The sequence below is a fragment of the Bradyrhizobium sp. 25ACV genome, assembly GCF_054863005.1.
Window position 1 is genome coordinate 322523 of the sequence record NZ_JAVAYO010000006.1, and the last position, 15945, is coordinate 338467.

11 protein-coding genes are annotated in these 15945 nt (G+C 64.6%); 3 read left to right on the forward strand and 8 right to left on the reverse strand.

Features of this window, described 5'->3' with window-relative positions:
* Positions 1-8 precede the first annotated feature (8 nt).
* The 5 genes from RAD04_RS16805 to RAD04_RS16825 form a co-directional block, all read right to left on the reverse strand.
* Positions 9-1499, reverse strand: a complete 1491-nt coding sequence (locus tag RAD04_RS16805) for a Dyp-type peroxidase (protein WP_461624644.1) — start codon at positions 1497-1499, stop codon at positions 9-11.
* Positions 1496-3271, reverse strand: a complete 1776-nt coding sequence (locus RAD04_RS16810; RefSeq protein ID WP_461624645.1) for a hypothetical protein — start codon at positions 3269-3271, stop codon at positions 1496-1498. The genes RAD04_RS16805 and RAD04_RS16810 overlap by 4 nt, the downstream gene beginning before the upstream one ends.
* 58 nt (positions 3272-3329) lie before the next feature.
* Entirely contained in the window at positions 3330-4622 is a 1293-nt protein-coding gene (locus tag RAD04_RS16815; RefSeq protein ID WP_461624646.1) for a cytochrome P450, read from the reverse strand.
* Positions 4619-7642 carry an adenylate/guanylate cyclase domain-containing protein gene (locus RAD04_RS16820; protein WP_461624647.1) on the reverse strand — a complete coding sequence of 1008 codons (3024 nt, stop codon included), beginning with the start codon at positions 7640-7642 and terminating at the stop codon, positions 4619-4621. Before RAD04_RS16820 ends, RAD04_RS16815 begins: the two co-directional genes overlap by 4 nt.
* 666 nt (positions 7643-8308) lie before the next feature.
* On the reverse strand, positions 8309-9661 hold the full coding sequence (locus tag RAD04_RS16825) for an Nramp family divalent metal transporter (protein WP_461624648.1): 1353 nt from the start codon (positions 9659-9661) through the stop codon (positions 8309-8311).
* Positions 9662-9828: 167 nt separating this feature from the next.
* Here RAD04_RS16825 and RAD04_RS16830 point away from each other — a divergent pair, with 167 nt between their 5' ends.
* Positions 9829-11073, forward strand: coding sequence for an MFS transporter (locus RAD04_RS16830; protein ID WP_461624649.1), 1245 nt, complete (start codon positions 9829-9831; stop codon positions 11071-11073).
* On the opposite strand, the gene RAD04_RS16835 is transcribed toward RAD04_RS16830, so the two are convergent.
* Entirely contained in the window at positions 11070-12329 is a 1260-nt protein-coding gene (locus RAD04_RS16835) for an adenylate/guanylate cyclase domain-containing protein (protein WP_461624650.1), read from the reverse strand. The two genes, RAD04_RS16830 and RAD04_RS16835, sit on opposite strands and share 4 nt — an antisense overlap.
* Before the next feature lie 165 nt (positions 12330-12494).
* Here RAD04_RS16835 and RAD04_RS16840 point away from each other — a divergent pair, with 165 nt between their 5' ends.
* A complete protein-coding gene (locus RAD04_RS16840; RefSeq protein WP_461624737.1) occupies positions 12495-13652 on the forward strand; it encodes an MFS transporter in 1158 nt (385 codons plus the stop codon).
* 31 nt (positions 13653-13683) lie between these two features.
* The gene (locus RAD04_RS16845) at positions 13684-13875 is read left to right on the forward strand and encodes a hypothetical protein (RefSeq protein ID WP_461624651.1); all 192 of its coding nucleotides are present in this window, start codon (positions 13684-13686) and stop codon (positions 13873-13875) included.
* 5 nt (positions 13876-13880) lie between these two features.
* On the opposite strand, the gene RAD04_RS16850 is transcribed toward RAD04_RS16845, so the two are convergent.
* Together RAD04_RS16850 and dmeF are read right to left on the reverse strand one after the other, a co-directional pair.
* Positions 13881-14711 carry an N-acyl homoserine lactonase family protein gene (locus RAD04_RS16850; protein WP_461624652.1) on the reverse strand — a complete coding sequence of 277 codons (831 nt, stop codon included), beginning with the start codon at positions 14709-14711 and terminating at the stop codon, positions 13881-13883.
* 81 nt (positions 14712-14792) lie between these two features.
* Complete coding sequence (gene dmeF / locus RAD04_RS16855) at positions 14793-15767, reverse strand: CDF family Co(II)/Ni(II) efflux transporter DmeF (protein WP_461624653.1); 975 nt, start codon at positions 15765-15767, stop codon at positions 14793-14795.
* Positions 15768-15945: the final 178 nt, after the last annotated feature.

Sequence of the window (15945 nt, forward strand, 5' to 3'; positions counted from 1 at the left end):
CGCAGCTCTCAGGGGGCCGCAGCTTCGGCCAGTTCCGACGTCGCGAACTTTGCAGCCCCCTCCTCACCGACGATGAATTTGAGCGCCGCAAGTCCGGGCAGGAAGAAGTAGCCTCCCCCGAGCGTCGTCGTGAAGTTCGCCAGGGAGACCTCTCCACCGCTCGGCAGGCCCGGCACCGACAAGGCCTTCGGGAAGGTCTGCGGGTCGGACGACCCGACGAGCGGATCGTCGGCGTGAAGGTTGACGAAACTCGGATTCCGCGCCCAACGCTGCTGGACGAACTCGAACTGCCGCTCGATATCCGCATTGCAGGCGATGAAGAAGATGCCCTTGCGCGTCTCGCCGTTGCTATCCTCGCGATACGGCCGGCCGCGACGAAGCAGCCTGTGCAGCTTGGTCGACTTGATGCTCGACTTGACGTCGACGCCCAGCGTATCCCGCGGATTAACCCGTCGAATGTGAGCCCCCTTCGGACATATGAAGCCGTTGGCGTCGTCGACACGATAGCGGAACGCGTCAAGTTCCGAATCCGTTTTTGGGTTGCTCGGGTCGTATTTCCACGCGAGCGACCAGCCATTGTCCTGGCGCCCCATCAGCTTATTGCAGATGTCCTGGCCATTCACCTCCCGAAAGCGATCGAACGCCGCCACGTCCTGCTCGATCTGGCGCACGGCGAGGTAGCTTCCGTTCAGGGCAAAACGGCCGCCGGGATGTTTGGCGAGGCCTGAGGGCCCCCACCCCTTCACGTCCGGGCAATAAGTGAGCTCATCATATTCGTTGCGATAGCCGAGGATGAACTCTCCAGGCTGGACGACGCGATCATCGTACAGCGCATCGGCCTCCTTCTTGTCCTTGTCCTTGTCCTTCTCTGACCGGAGCAGTCGGACACTGTCGTCTTGCTTCAATCCCTTGATGACGGGCTGCGCCAGGCCGTCGCGAAACCCGAACGCTTCGCGCAATTTCTCTTCCTTGTCGCCTTCCAGTTTTCGAAATGAGCAAGGGTCGTTATCGACTTGGATGGCGCTGAATATCGTCTCATCCGGGCGCGAAATGATCGGCCCAACGCCTCTCTCCGTCCATTCGGCAATCAGGACATGTACGGCATCGCCGCTGTCACCATCAACGTCTGACCAGCGCCATGCGCGGGGATTGTCCCTCAGGAGCAACGCGCGCGCATCGCTGCCCATGCCACTGCGGAAGGGGGTCGGGAATGGATAAAGGTCGTCTTCCACGCATCCGAGCTTTGTCAGCCCCGAAAAACTGAACGCGATTGCCGCAGCCCTCGCGATCGGATGCGTTCTCGACTTCTTGACCTCCTTTGCGTTTGCAATGATGCCGCTTTGGACGAATTTTGCGAGCCACGCCCGGGCCGCCGTCTCCTGCCCGTCCCTGATCGTCAGCAGCCAGAACCGACTGTCTTGCAGCCAGCCGTAGCCGCTCCTCAGCATTCCCTGGATGTCATCGAAATGGTGCGCGAGATGTGCTGCCGGCGCTTTCATGATTCGATGGCCCTCATGATCAGGTCGTCGTTGCTGTCGTTCCGCTCTCCGAACAGAGCGTCGCGCAGTCCCGTTGCGAGGTTGATCTGGTCGACAGATTCTTTGCGCGCGTCGAAGCGGAACATATGCGGAAGCATGCTGTCGCGCGCGTATGACTTGAACTGCAGCTCGCGCTTCACGCCCCGGAACACGATAAATCGCGTCGGCGGGAAGCTGCGCGCATGGATCACGGCGGGCTGGCCGATCGCTGCCGCATCACGGGGCTTCAACGTGGTCCACCGCCAGGCGAGGTTCGTCCCGATCGTGGCGCCATTGATGAAATCGTCGAGATAGCCGCCGAAACTGCCATCATAGTTCGAGCAGAACAGGTAGCGGCGCCCGTCCTCGATGATGTGCCAATGGCCGAAATGAATGCCCGGCGCACTGCCCAGCCGACTGTCGGTGAAGATCACACGTCCAAACAGCGTCACGATGCGCAGCGACACCCGGATCCACCAGGCACTCCAGCCGGTCGGACTGCGGAGATCCGTCAGGCTGACCATATGGGCGGTTTCGCGCACCACCAGCCCTTCGCTATTCTCGATCGACGGATCGACCTGTTGGGCGCGAGGCACGTTGTCTTCGTAAGGTTGAAAGAACCAGTTGCCAACCGTCGCGAGATCCTGATTGATCCGGGACAGCAGGCGGACCGCGCAGATCAAGACGACGATCGCGAGGATAACGAAGGCGATGATCTGCCATCCGAGGAATTTGGCAGTCAACGCTTCGTAAGCGTGCACGATCGTCCAGGGCCAGAAGATCAAGGCGAACGCGAGCGCGACGAGGGCGAAAGCGATCGGCACGCTGAGCAACAGGCCGATCCGATAGGTAAGCCATGACGACCACGTGTCCGTGGGCCGGTCGAGCTCGCGCCCCACGCTCTCCAGCCAGCGTCGCCACGTCCTGGAAAGGGCTGGCAGAGCGATCAGGAACAGCCATACCAAGACCCCGAACCCGAGCAGCGCAAGTACACTGCGGATACTGACGCCAAGCACCCAGCGACTGGCCCTTGAAATGAAGGCCACTACGTCCGTCACGCCGGAATATGGCGGCCCGAACAACCAAGTGTAGACGCCAAGCGCACCGCGCGGCACTGCGCCGACCAGCCAGACTGCGATCAGCCACAGCACGAACAGCGTCAGCAAATAGCCGATTTTTGCGGAGATGCTCGCGCCCTTGCCGCGCCAGTACGAACGCGGCGCCGGATCCAGTGCCCAGCCGAAACGAGGATTCTGGAATGCCCTTTGCGCGAGCGCGAGCGCGAACGCAGAGCGATCATCGCCATACAGCATGGCCTGCTTCATGGCCCGCGCCTCGTCTCGGGTCCATTCAAGCAGCTCCTGCTCCTTCTCGATCTGCCGGGCCGTTCGATCGCGGGCGCCGATGAAGCCGCCATCGGCGATGCTGAGATGCTTCATCAACATCTTGTGCAGCTTTTCGTTGCGTTCGCTCCGCAGCGCTGTGGCATCGCCCGGCCAGAACGAGCTGTACAGCGACCACATCGCCTCGCTCCAATGGTAGACGAGCCGGTAGAGCAGATCGTAGGGATCGATTCCTTCTTCGATCGCGAGTTCGAGCATCAACAAGGGCCTCTTGTCGCCTGCGTCGGCCCTGGCCGGCAGCAAGGCGATGGAGGCGAACTGGACCACCTCGACGTCTCGGAACAGAGAGTACAGCCCCTTGGAAATGGGGCTGTCTTCCGAAAGATCGGTCGTGCCGTTCCAGCCTGGCACTACGATGCAGATCATCTGCTGGCGGACTATCTCGAGCATGCCCGTCTTCTCCCGCCTACTAGATGAAACTCACACGCATTCGCGACATCAGCGCTCCGTCATAGGTGATGGGCTTGCCCTCACCCCGCGCCAGTTGCAGCTCGGGCAGGATCAACAGACCGATCAGCGCGCTGGTCAGGATCTTGACCGCGTAGACCATAGCCGGACACTGGCGCGTGCCGTATCCGAACATCAGCCAGCGCAGATCTTCGTTCGTGCCCCAGTTGCGCGCCGGAGAAAATTGGCTGATGTCTTTGTCTATAGCGGCATCGAACATTGCGGCGATCCCCCAGATCGCCATCTTTCCGCCGGCGGGGCACTTGGCATTGTGCCGCGCACCCGTCTCGAATTCCGCGTCGCGCGGCACATCGCGCGCGAGCAGCGGAAAAATCGGGCGGAAACGCAAAAGCTCGAGGACATGATCTTGCACCAGCTTGCGGAAGGCCTCGTCCTCCCAAACCTGGTTCGGACTTATTTTTAGGAGCTGCTGCGCCTGCGCGCGCAATGCCTTGTGAACATCGGGACGCCCCAGCAGCTCCTGCACGGCAAGTGCCCCCGATTGCACGGTGACCGGATGCGAGATCCAGGCGAGGCCGACCGCGTTCCGCTTGATGACACCGAACGGACAGGACGTCCCCCATGCGAGCTGGATGTCTTTGCCCACGCCAGCGATACGCGAGCTCAGTGCGTCAGCGTTGAGTTCGGCCCTGCGCTGCACTCTCAGCGTCGCCGAGCTGCCAGCCAGGAGTTGCCCCGCCACATAGCGGATCTCGAGGAGATATTGCCGCTGCAGCCCTGGATCATCGAGGCTTCCGGTCGCGCCCGCTGCCACCCTGTTGGTGGCCTCCCCGAACAGGGGATGCATAGCGCGAAACACGATCCACATCAGGTAATCCTCGATGAGATCGAACGATTTCTTCTTGCCGAGCGGCCGGAGCTTCTCAACGTAGTCTCGGACCGCAAGATCGGCCGCGGCGGGCAATGTCGCGTCCAGGACAGCCAGCCGACCATCCAGCAGAAGCCTGTCCGCCTTGTATGTGGCGTCGGGATCCATGCCGATCAGATAGTCGCCGGCCGACAGGTTCGCCGCGTGAGCGGTGTTGGAGAAACTGTTCGGCCTGGTCAGCACCCTTTTTACAGCGTCGGCCCGGGCCGCCATGCCCAACCAGCCGCCGACGAACGGCCAATGCCGAAGCACCGCACCGATCGCGCGCAAAGCGCCCGGATGGCGATTGGCCCAGCAAAAGATCCCATAGGAGAGGCTGCGCAGCCCCGGCGGCATTGCATCAGGAGTGCCAGCTGAGATTTTCATGCTGCGTACCCGTCCTTCCGCCGATCTGCGAGCGCCGCGGCGGCCCGCATCCGATAGTGAGGCATGCCCAGACGCTCCGCCGCCTCGGCGGTTCGCTTGAAATGCGCTTCGGCCCCGGCCTGATCGCCGGCATGCCGCAGCGTTTCGGCGAGCTCGTACAGGGCTTCGGTCTGGTGTCCGTATTCCTCAGCGGCCTGCTCGACCGCCTTGCGTCCGACGGCGATCGCATCGTCCAGTCGTCCGAGCTTGCGATAGGCGACACCCAGGCTGACGCGCATGAACGTCCTGCCATAGGGGCCGGCCGCCTCGTAGATGCGATCGGCGAACCCCTTCTCCAGCATGGGTACCGCTTCGGCAGCCTTGCCATTGCGCGCCAGCGCGCTGCCGAGAACGCCGGTGCACACGGACAGCATCGTCGGCACGTTGTGCGTCATGCATCGCTGCACACCCGTGCGCATCAAGGACTCGGCGCGGTCGAGCTCCTCGCGTTCGATCCAGATCTGCGATTGGACCGTGTCGATCAACAGACGGGAATATGGGTGATCGATGTTCGACAGAATCTCATAGCTCTTGGCGAAGAAATCGTCCGCCGCGCCGCCATCCCCGAGGCGCCACAGCGTGCTGGCATGAAATGCGTACAGGTTGATGATCGGAATCGCGGCCCAGCCGGACTGGACATAATGCGCCGACAATTCCGGTTCGTAGTCCGACAGCAGGATGCGGCCTTCGGCCGCCGCGTCCGCGTACCGCCCGAGCGCATGCAGATGCATGAGGCGGGTCTGATGCGCCGCCATCATCATGTGACGACGCTGTGCGAGGCGCGCCGCTTCCAGTCCCTGCGAAGCGTAGCCCAGACCTTGCTCGAAATGTCCGCGCATCCACAGAAACACGGCCGTCTCGGTCGAAACCGCCGCCCTTGCACGCTGATCGTTCAGTTGCACGGCGATGGCTTCAGCCCGCTCCATGTTGTCGAAGATCTCGTCGATCTGCCCGAGAGCCAGCATTGCGCCAATGGCCTCCAGCCGAAGCGCGAGCTCCAGGGTCTGGGCGGTCGTCGCGCCCTCGACACGCCGTGCCGCCTGGATACCCTTCTCCAGCAGCTGAACGGCCTCCCGATTGGCCGAGCGCGAGATCGCACGAGCCATCGACTTGACGGCGAATCTTGCCGCCTGCTCCCACTCCTCGCCCCCGAAGGCATGATGCGCCAGTGCCGGCGCGGCATCGACATCGGCGGCCCCGGGCTGGGCGTGTAGCGCCAGGAAGGCCTGGCGATGAAGTGCCTTGAGCCTGGCGCGCGTGAGCACCCCGAGCACGACGTCACGGACCAGCGCATGGCGGAACGCGAAGGCGTGCGATCCGTGCGAGCCGCTCGCCTGATCCGGACTCGTCAGCAATCCGGACGCGACACAAAGGCCTAGCAATTCTTCGGCGCGGTCGAGATCCACGGCCTGCATCGCGGCAACCAAATCGTGCGTGATGGGATCACCAAGGATGGCCGCAGCCTCGAGCGCCGACTTTGCGGCTTCGGGCAGTCTGTCGACCCGCGCCCCGATCACCGCCGCGATGGAGCCCGGCACACGCAGCTCTCCGAAAGGCCTCTGCAAACGGTAGGCGCCAGGGGTCCCTTCCAGCGACCCGTCATCGATCAGCGTGAAGACCAGTTGCTCCAGGAAGAAGGGATTGCCGTCGGCACGCGCGACCAGTTCGGTCGTGACGCCGAGCACGGACGGATCATCGCCGAGAAAGGCGCGCGCGAGCTGGAGCATTTCTCCGTCGCCCAGCGGCTCGATCACGCGCTCGGAAAACCAGGACGCCCGTCGCCACTGGTGGTCGAAATCCGGGCGATAGGTGACGCAAATCAGGACCGGCAGCGCCTGAAGTTTGGGAAGCAGGCCCTCGAACAGCCGCCGGCTCTCGCGGTCGGCCAGGAAGACGTCCTCGAGCACGAGCAGGAAGGCGCCGGACCGCACGCGTCTGTGCACGAGCCAGAGCAACGCCTCGCCGATCCGGCGCCGTCGTTGCGCCGGGTTCAGCGCCAGCCAGGCCTCATCCGGCGCCGCAAGTCCCAAGAGATCATTGACCGCCGCCAGATGCTCGGCGCCGTCATCGGGCCATTTCGCAATCAACGCCTGCTTGGCGGAATGCCGAATGTCTGCCGCACTCGTTTGCGGAAGCCCGACCAAACTTGCGGTCAGATCGGTGGCGGTGCTGTAGGCCCGCGTGCTCGCATACCCTCTCGCCTGGGAAAAGCAGACTTCCACCCCCTCCCGCGCGAGGCTGTCCATCCAGTCGACGATCAGGCGCGACTTGCCAATCCCGGCATCGCCGCACAACCCGATCGTTCGCATTCCGGACTTTTGAACGGTCTTCAGGGTCCCTTCCAGGATCCTCAAGGTGTCTTCGCGCCCGATCAGAGGCGCCCAGCGCGGCTTCCGCGTCAACGGCGCCGCCGCCGAACTTTCGGTCTCCACCACGACTTCATGCACTTCGATCGGAACATCCAGTCCGCGCACGGTCCGCACGCCGGCGGTACGCGTGTCGATTTGCTGCGCCACCAGCCGCTGCGTCGCGGCGCTGATCAGAATGCCGCCGGGCGGCGCCATCTTCTCAAGTCGCGAGGCGAGATGGATTGTCTTTCCGTCCGCGCCGTAATGGGACCACCGGTACTGTCCGACGATACCGACCAGCACCTCGCCCGAATTGATACCGATGCGTAGCGTCGGGCTGACAACGCCTCCGACGTCATGGGCTGGAATGGATGCTCTCTGCATCTTGAGAGCGGCAAGGCATGCCCGCAGGGCGTGGTCTTCCTGCGCCACGGGCGCGCCGAACAAGGCGACGAGGCCATCGCCGAGCAACTGGCTCACCGTGCCGCCATAAGTCTCGACCGCTTCAGCCAGCCGGTCCAGTGCCCTGCCGAGATAGGCGCGGGCTTCCTCGGGGTCGACATGCTGCAAAAGGGAGGTCGAGTTGCAGACGTCGACGAACAGCACGCTGACCTGCTTGTTTTCAGTCAGCATCTGCGAGCGAACGGGAAGATGATGGTGCAGCTGGACGACGTGCGCATCGCGCTCCGGGGCGCCCGGCTCCTCCGCGTTACGATTGAGACTCGCGCCACATTGAGAGCAGAAGCGATGCTCGCGGGAAATACGGGCTGAACAAGCGGGACACCTGGTCACGGCAGCACACACTCATCAATGACTTGAACGAAATTACCAACGCGTTCTGGCTTGAACATCGCCCCTTCGGGGCGTGAACCCGCTCAGCAGAAAAACAAGCCGTCGATCAATCCAAACGATCAAACCAAACATTTCGTGCGCCAACTATATTCGCGCACAACCGATAGATGAGTCTGGAGATTTGCAGTGGCCGCTCTTGGTCCGGCGCAGGACCCGCCGATCATCCCGCCGGAAGCAAAATCAATGCTGAAACAGGGGTTATTATTGTACGCCCGGTCAGCAATTGCAACTAGTATACGCGCGCCGCACAAATTGAAAAGTGACAGTTTGCCAAATCGAGTTCCGACGCCAGGTTTTGCAACCCCTGCGCGCAAAACGGAAGCAACGTCGCCAGCCAACACATCTAACCGGGCAGACGCTCGCTTTCGCAAAGGTCATGCTCGCTGCCTGATCGGGGGCCGTCCGAGCAAGGCCCAATTGAACGGGCCGGACAGATAGCCGCCGCCCTCACCCGAACAGTGTATCCACCAGCAGCTTCACGTTCAAAATCACGATGACGCCCGCGACGATCCACGCGATCGCCGCGACATATCCCGGAATCGCGAACTGCCCCATCTTGCGACGGTCGGAGACGAAGCGGACCAGCGGGATCACCGCAAAGGGCAGCTGCATCGACAGCACGACCTGGCTGAACACCAGCAGATCAGCGGTGCCGCGCTCGCCATAGATCGCCGTCACCACGATCACCGGAACGATGGCGATGCCGCGCGTGAGCAGGCGGCGCGCCCAGCTCGGCAGGCGCAGGTCGAGAAAGCCTTCCATCACGATCTGGCCGGCCAGCGTTGCCGTCACCGTCGAGTTGAGGCCGGAGGCGAGCAGCGCCACCGCGAACAGCGTCGAGGCAATACCGAGGCCGAGCAGCGGCGACAGCAACTCGAAGGCCTGACCGATCTCGGCAACGTCGGAGTGGCCGCTCTTGTGGAAGGTTGCGGCTGCGACCACCAGGATCGCGGCGTTGATGAACAGCGCCAGCATCAGGGCGATGGTCGAGTCCGTCGTCGCCCATTTGATCGCCTCGCGCCGGCCGGTGTCGTTGCGCTCATAGGCGCGCGTCTGCACGATCGAGGAATGCAAATAGAGATTATGCGGCATCACCGTCGCGCCGATGATCCCGATCGCGATGTAGAGCATCTCGGGGTTGGTGAAGATCTCGCTCTTCGGCATGAAGCCGTGCAGGACCTCCGCCACTGGCGGCGACGCGGCCACGATCTGGACCGCGAAGCAGACCGCGATCACCGCCAGGAGTGCGATGACGAAGGCTTCGAGGAAACGGAAGCCACGGTTCATCAGGAGCAGCAGCAGGAAGGCATCGAGGGCCGCGAGCAGCGCGCCGCCGATCAGGGGAATGCCGAACAGCAGCTTCAGCGCGATCGCGGTGCCGATGACTTCGGCGAGATCGCAGGCGATGATCGCCGCCTCGCAGGCGAGCCAGAGCAGGAAATTCACCGCCGGCGAATAGGTGGCGCGGCAGGCCTGGGCGAGGTCGCGGTCAGTGACGATGCCGAGCCGTGCCGCCAGCGACTGCAGCAGGATCGCCATCAAATTCGAAAGCAGGATGACGGACAGCAGCGTGTAGCCGAACTTCGAGCCACCGGCGAGGTCGGTCGCCCAATTGCCGGGGTCCATGTAGCCGACCGAGACCAGATAGCCCGGGCCGACAAAGGCGAGTAGCCGGCGCCACCAGCGGCCCGCGGCCGGAATGGCAACCGTGGCGTTGACCTCGGCGAGACTTTTGGTGACGGGCGCATCAGCGCGCCAGCCGGCGGCGTCGGGTGTGAAATCAGGCGAGCGGGCATCCATGGGGCGAGAATACCGAAATCGAGTCTTATTGCAACTCATTTGCAACTGCATCTAGCGGCATGGGTTCCCGTTCCTGCCGTTATTCGCCGCCGTGTCGGGAAGCGGGTGGGTTCGGCGGCCCTTGGCGCCGGATACTGGCGCCAACCCGACTTTGCAGGAAATGAGCCATGTCAAACCCGCCTCGCCTCCCTGACACCTTTGGCCGCCTCGCCTGGTCCAACCTCGCGGCGCAGTCGGCCGAGCAGATCGCATTGGCCGCAGCTCCGATCGTCGCCGTGCTCACGCTCGGGGTCGCGGAAGGCCAGACCGGCCTGTTGCAGACCGCGCTGACCCTGCCCTTCGTGCTGTTCGCGATCCCGGCCGGCCTGCTCGCCGACCGGATCTCACGCCGCTCGCTGATGGCCGGGGCCGAGGCGCTGCGGGCGGTGGCCCTCGGGACAATCGTGCTGCTGCTCGCGCTCGGCGCCCTCAATCTTCCGCTGCTGGCCCTGCTCGGCTTCGCGGCCGTGTGCGGCACCGTCGTCTACAGCGTGGCCGCGCCGGCGCTGGTGCCGTCGTTGGTGAGCTCCGACCTCCTGCCGGCGGCGAATGCCCGGATCGAGCTGGCGCGCACTATCGCCTTCGCCAGCGGACCCGCCCTCGGCGGCGCACTGGTCGGCTGGTGGGGCGCGAGCCCGGCCTTCGGCTTTGCCGCGGCGCTCTCCGCCATCGCTGTCGTGCTGCTCTCGGGCATCTTCGAACCCGCGCGCGCACCCGCCCCGCGGCGCCATCCGTTCCAGGACATCCGCGAAGGCGCGGCCTTCGTATTCCATCATCCGCTGCTGCGGCCGGTGTTCATCACCCAGTTCATCTTCAACACCGGCTGGTTCCTGCAGATCGCGGTGTTCGTGCCCTACGCGGTGCGCCATCTCGGCCTCACCGCCGCCGGCGTCGGCATCGTGCTGACCATATATGGCGTCGGCATGGTGATCGGCGCGCTGTTCGCAACGCGCGTGATGCAGCGCGTGGCTTTTGGCACCGTCGTCGGTCTCGGCCCGGTGACGGGCTTCGTTGCAGCTGTGGTGATGGCGCTGACGGTGCTGGTGCCCTCGCCCTGGCTTGCGGCGTTGAGCTTCTTCCTGCTCGGCGTCGGGCCGATCCTGTGGGTGATCTCGACCACGACGCTGCGCCAGTCGGTGACGCCGCCGCGCCTCTTGGGCCGCGTCTCCGCCATCAACATCATGAGCTACGGTGCCCGCCCGCTCGGCTCGGCACTGGGCGCGATCGTCGGCGGTCTCTGGAGCGCGGAAGCTTGCCTTTATCTCGCGGCCGCCGTGTTCGGCCTGCAGGCGCTGGTGATCTGGCTGTCGCCGGCGGTGGCGCTGGATCGGCAGCCGGACATGGTGGGGGATGAAGTGGCGGCGCGGTGCTAGCTCGCCAGGTACCGCTCGTAGCTCCCCGTCACCGGCTCGCTGGCGTCGACCTCGGGATCGAGCGTGTAGAGATCCTGCGCGCGGCCGATGCCGCGTAGCGCGTAGCGGCCGGTGGACACGAGATAGCGCCGGCCGGCGGCATCCAGGCCCTTGTAGAATTCCGCCGATGCCAATAGCTCGCGGTCGACCGAGCGGCTCATCGAGGCGATGCGGCTGACCTCGTTGACGGTCGGCCCGACCACCGTGAAATCGAGCCGGTCCTCGCTGCCGATATTGCCGTAAAAGACCTCGCCGACATGCAGGCCGATATAGGCCGACGTCGTCGGACGGCCATCGGCCTCGCGCCGCTTGTTCAGCGCCGCGACGTTCTTGCGGAACAGATGCTCGGCGCGGAGCGCAGCGCGCCGCGCATCCGCCATGTCCTCACCCCAGAACATCGCGAGCACGCCGTCCCCGATCAGCTTGAGCACGTCGCCGCCGGCCTCGTGGATCGCGTCGATCACGGCCTGCGCATAATCGTTGAGGAACGGGATGATCTCGTCGGGGCCGATGCTCTCGCTGATTCCGGTCGAGCCGCGCAGATCGGAATACCAGAGCACGGCGTTGATGCGCTCGGTGACGCCGCGCGAGATGCGGCCGCGCAGCACCTGCTCGGAGGCGTCGCGGCCGAGATAGACGCGCCCGAGCGTGCGCGCGATGTCGACCTGCTGCCCCGATTTGATCGCGAGCCCCAGCACCGGCACGAGATCGCGCAGGGCCTCGAGCTCGCCCTCGGAGAAGCCGCCGTCGCGCCGCGTGGTCCAGCAGGAATAGAGGCAGTCCATCAGGCCGAGCGCGCCGTTCTCGCCGAAGCGATGCACGAAGGCGAGATAGTGCTTGTGGCCTTTTTCGGCGAGCTCGCCGATCTGCGAGAAATCCATCGACGGCGCGTCGGCCAGATCGATCACCATCTCGTCGTGGCCGTGCTCCAGCATGTGGAAGAACACCGAGCGGCGCCAGCTTGCGGCGGCGTCGCCCTCGGCGGTCGAGCGGTATTCGAACGCGTCGCTCTCGTTGCTGGGACGGTCGCTCCAGCGGAAGCCGCGGCCCTCATAGATCGGATGCAGCGTGTCGATCACGACCAGCGCACGCGACAGCTCCAGCCCTTCGGCGCGGCAGCGCTCGCAGAAGCCGCGGAGCAGTTCGTTTTCGGGAAGGCCCGTGAGCCCCTGGCCGGTCAGCCAGTTCATCAGCGCAAGGCGCGAGGTCAATTGCATGCGCCATTATGGCGTGCATTCGTGACGAGCGGAAGGCCACGCGCGAACGTCATGCAACCAAGGCGCCCGCGTGCAGCAGGTCGAATATGCCGCAGGCGCGGTTGACGCGCTGTCGTGCCGGCTGCAAATGGAACCGATGTCACTGCCGACCAGAAATACAAGAATATGAGCCAGCGCCAGCTTCCGATCATCCTGGCGCTCGGCACCACGCAGACCCTGGCCTGGGCGTCCAGCTATTATCTGCCGGCGCTGATCGCCGATCCCATGGCGCGCGACCTCGGCGTCTCCTCCAACTGGATCTTTGGCGCGTTCTCGGCCTCGCTGGTGATCTCGGCGATGCTCGGCCCGCGCATCGGGCGCCAGATCGATCTCGTCGGCGGCCGGCAGGTGCTGTCGGCCTCGAACCTGACGATTGCCGCCGGCCTCGCGCTGCTTGGCTTCGCACACTCCGTTCCGGTGATGGTGTTCGCCTGGCTGGTGCTCGGCATCGGCATGGCGATGGGGCTCTACGACGCCGCCTTCGCCGCGCTGGGGCGCATCTACGGCACCGAGGCGCGCAAGCCCATCACCGGCATCACGCTGATGGCGGGCTTCGCCTCCACCGTCGGCTGGCCCCTCACCGCCTGGGGCCTCGCCCATATCGGCTGGCGCGAGACCTGCTTTGCCTGGGCGGTCGCCAACATCCTGATCGGCCTGCCGCTCAATTTCTTCCTGCTCCCGACGATCAAGGGCGCCAGGCAGGCGGCGGCGACGGCGGAGAAGCCGCATTTGCCGCTCGACCGCACCATGGTCCTGCTCGCCTTCATCTTCGCGGCGGTCTGGACCGTCACCGGCGCCATGGCCGCGCATTTCCCGCGTATCCTCGAAACGACAGGCGCAACGCCGGTCGAGGCGATCGCGGCGGGCGCGCTGATCGGCCCGGCGCAGGTCGGCGCCCGTATCCTGGAAGCCGGCTTCCTCAGCCGCTTCCATCCGCTGTGGTCGACCCGCCTCGCCTGCCTCACCCACCCGATCGGCGCGGTGATCGTGGCGATCTTCGGCGGCGCCGCGGCGAGCGCGTTCGCGCTGTTCCACGGCTCAGGCAACGGCATTTTGACGATCGCGCGCGGCACGCTTCCGCTGTCGATCTTCGGCCCAAAGGATTTCGGCTACCGTCTCGGCATCATCGGCGCGCCGGCACGCATGGCGCAGGCGGTGGCGCCGCTGACCTTTGGCCTGCTGATCGACCTCATGGGCGCCAAGGTGTTGATCGTCTCGTCCGCGCTCAGCCTGTCGGCGCTGGCGGCGTTGTTCCTGATCCGCACCAAGCCGCGGCCGGATTGACCCTACAGCCGCTTTCGCGCACAAGCGACCCATGAGCGAAGAGACCCGCCCGCCCCGCACATTCAAAGGCCTCGTGCGCTGGGCCACCACGCCGCCGCAGGCCTGGGGCGTCTATCTCCTCGCCATCATCCTGGTGTGGTTGGTCTCGTTCTATGCCGGCACGCTGAAGCCGAAGAAGACGCCGGACCCGAGCCCGCCCACAGTGACGGCACCAAAAAGCTAAGCCAGCTAATCGTAAAACTCCGGCGCCAGCTTCTGGCTGTCGCGCTGGGCCTTGTCGTGGTTGATCCAGAGCTGCGCCTTCTCCTTGGCCAGCGTGTCGGCGATCTTCTGCATCGAGGCCGCGCTCTGGTCCTTGTTGACGTTCATGCCGGGCACACGGCGGTTGTCCCAATTGTCCTTGAAGTGGACGGCATCGCCCGACAGCACCACCGCGCCGGTCTTCGGCAGTTTCACCAGCAGCGACTGATGCCCGGGCGTGTGGCCGGGCGTCGACAGGATGGTCACGCTGCCATCGCCGAAGACGTCCTTGTCGCCGTTAAGCAGCTCGACCGGGTGCGAGGGCTTGAAACGCGGCTCGTTGTTGGCGCCGGGCCAGTCATATTCTGCCTTCTGCACGTAGAGCGTCGCCTGCGGGAACAGCTCGACATTGCCGGTGTGGTCGGGATGCGTGTGCGAGACCGCCATCGCCTTGACGTCGTCGGGCTTCAGCCCAAGCTGTTCGAGCTGGGCGGCAAGCGTCTTCGGCCGGCGCCAGGTGACGGCCTTGGGATCGGCTGGCACAAGACCATTGGGCATGCTTGCGACGGAATCGGCGATGCCGGTGTCCCACAGGAACCAGCCCTTGCTGTGCTTGACGAGATAGCAGGTGTCGACGAAGTCCATCGTCTTGCCCTCGTTCAGGCCGGGCGTCCAGCGCGAGATATCGCCTGCGGTGCCCTCGCCGCAGTTGAGCACATAGAGCTTCTCGACGCCGGCCTTTTCCGATTGCGCCAGCGCCGCGGGGCCGGACAAAGCGAGTGCAGCGATGGCGACAGCGAACGTGATCCTGGGCATCATTGTTCCTCCGGTACAGCCATGCGGGCTGCGACCGAGGATCAACCCCGGCCGCGTCGCAGAATTCCGCTCGCGCGGTTCATGTCAATGCGGGCAGGTCTCGACCTCGACCGTGACGTGACTGAGGCCCTTCAATCCGGCGAGCCGCCGCTTGTAGACCGCCGGTTGCTTCGGCTCGTCCGACACCACCGAGAGCAGCACGGCGCAATGGCCGGGGCCGACCTGCCAGAGATGCAGGTCGGTGACGCGGTCGTCGCCAACCTCCATGCGCGCCCGGATCACCCGCTCCAGCTTCTCGTCAGCGCGCACGTCGAGCAGCACCGCGCCTGACGTCTTGATCAGGCCGAACGCCCAGCTCGCGATCACCACGCTGCCGATCAGGCCAACCGCCGGATCGGCCCAGACCCATCCCGAATACATGGCGACGGCAAGAGCCGCGATCGCCAGCACCGAGGTCGCGGCATCGGCCATGACATGGACGTAGGCCGCGCGAAGGTTGTTGTCGTGGTGATGGTGATGGCCGTGATGATCATGATCGTGATCCCCGTGGTCGTCATGTGCATGGCTGTGATCATGATCATGGCCGTGATGGTGATGATCGTGGCTGTCGCGCAGCAGCCACGCGCTGGCGAGATTGACGCACAGCCCGAGGGCGGCCACAGCGATCGCCTCGCCATAGACGATCGGCACCGGATTGATCAGCCGCAGCACGCTCTCATAGGCGATCTCGACCGCGATCAGGCCGAGGATGACCGCGCTGGCGAAGGCGGCGAGATCGCCGAACTTGCCGGTGCCGAAGGTGAAATGCGCATTCCCCAGGTGCCGCCGCGCGAATCGATAGGCGAAGGCGGCAATGCCGAGCGCGGCGGCATGCGTGCCCATGTGCCAACCGTCGGCCAGCAGCGCCATCGAGCCGAACAGCGAACCGGCCACAATCTCACCGACCATCATGACCAGCGTCAGGACGACCACGAACCAGGTGCGCCGCTCGTTCTCGTCGTGCTTCTGGCCGAGAAAGGCGTGATCGTGGGTCCATTGTTCGATGGAATGGGAATGCATCGAATTCTCCAGGAGATTCAGCTCTGTTGGCGGACAATATAGTCGCCATGCATCACTTTTCGAAGGTCCAATCATCCCACGGATTGACAGTGCTTCTTAGTTTCGCTGTAATCCGCGCCATGGGGATTTGAGCGATCTCCCCACGAGGCGACATGCCCAAGTATCGCGTCCCGTTCGA

Bases quoted from the DNA above. Each gene is read 5' to 3' on its own strand.
- RAD04_RS16805 (WP_461624644.1), bottom strand. From the start codon at position 1,499: ATGAAAGCGCCGGCAGCACATCTCGCGCACCATTTCGATGACATCCAG.
- RAD04_RS16815 (WP_461624646.1), bottom strand. From the start codon at position 4,622: ATGAAAATCTCAGCTGGCACTCCTGATGCAATGCCGCCGGGGCTGCGC.
- RAD04_RS16820 (WP_461624647.1), bottom strand. From the start codon at position 7,642: ATGCTGACTGAAAACAAGCAGGTCAGCGTGCTGTTCGTCGACGTCTGC.
- RAD04_RS16825 (WP_461624648.1), bottom strand. From the start codon at position 9,661: ATGGATGCCCGCTCGCCTGATTTCACACCCGACGCCGCCGGCTGGCGC.
- RAD04_RS16830 (WP_461624649.1), top strand. From the start codon at position 9,829: ATGTCAAACCCGCCTCGCCTCCCTGACACCTTTGGCCGCCTCGCCTGG.
- RAD04_RS16835 (WP_461624650.1), bottom strand. From the start codon at position 12,329: ATGCAATTGACCTCGCGCCTTGCGCTGATGAACTGGCTGACCGGCCAG.
- RAD04_RS16840 (WP_461624737.1), top strand. From the start codon at position 12,495: ATGAGCCAGCGCCAGCTTCCGATCATCCTGGCGCTCGGCACCACGCAG.
- RAD04_RS16845 (WP_461624651.1), top strand. From the start codon at position 13,684: ATGAGCGAAGAGACCCGCCCGCCCCGCACATTCAAAGGCCTCGTGCGC.
- RAD04_RS16850 (WP_461624652.1), bottom strand. From the start codon at position 14,711: ATGATGCCCAGGATCACGTTCGCTGTCGCCATCGCTGCACTCGCTTTG.
- dmeF (WP_461624653.1), bottom strand. From the start codon at position 15,767: ATGCATTCCCATTCCATCGAACAATGGACCCACGATCACGCCTTTCTC.